The organism is Arthrobacter sp. Hiyo1, assembly GCF_001263615.2.
Taxonomy (GTDB): Bacteria; Actinomycetota; Actinomycetes; order Actinomycetales; family Micrococcaceae; genus Arthrobacter.
This window is the reverse complement of record NZ_DF952469.1, coordinates 637,101-637,719: the sequence shown is the minus strand read 5'-3', so window position 1 is coordinate 637,719 and position 619 is coordinate 637,101. Positions and strand designations below refer to the sequence as shown.

Sequence of the window (619 nt, the reverse complement as noted above, 5' to 3'; positions counted from 1 at the left end):
CCGCGGTCAGCATCGACGGGACGGCGCGGGAATTGGACGTTTCGCCTACGCCGGTGCGCGAGGCACTGGCGCGGCTGGAGCACACAGGCATGGTCCGCCGGGTTGCCCTCAAGGGGTACAGGGTGGCCCCGGTTTTCACGCGCGAGGATTTTGCCGAACTCATGGAGGCCAGGCTCGCGATTGAGCCCGTGAATGCCCGCTTGGCGTGCAGCCGGATCACTCCGGAGGGTTTGGCGGATCTGCGGGAGGCTGTGAAGGACCTGGAGACTGCTCCTCGAGGCCCGTCTTTCGTGGAATTCCGGGACTATCTCGACGCCGATGAGCGCTTCCATAAGCTGATCGCCGAGCAGTCCGGCAACCAATTCATGCTTGCTGCCTACGCCGCGCTGGGTGGCCAGGTCCAGCGGTTCCGACTGTTCGGGGGAGTGGGCATCACCGACGCAGACCAGGCCATCGCTGAACACCAAGCAGTGCTCGACGCGCTGGCGAGCGGTGACCCGGAACAGGCCGCGGCCGCCATGGCTGACCACGTGCACAAGGTCCGCGCCCGGGCCATCGCCGACGCACCCGCTGACTGATCTCCCGTCGCCCAAGCCGAGTCCGACGGCGATCCAGGACG

1 protein-coding gene is annotated in these 619 nt (G+C 67.0%); it reads left to right on the top strand.

Going from position 1 to position 619, the window contains the following annotated elements; genetic code table 11:
- Positions 1–578 (top strand): GntR family transcriptional regulator (locus AHiyo1_RS07355; RefSeq protein WP_059388118.1); only part of this gene is annotated, 578 nt, incomplete at its 5' end.
- Positions 579–619: the final 41 nt, after the last annotated feature.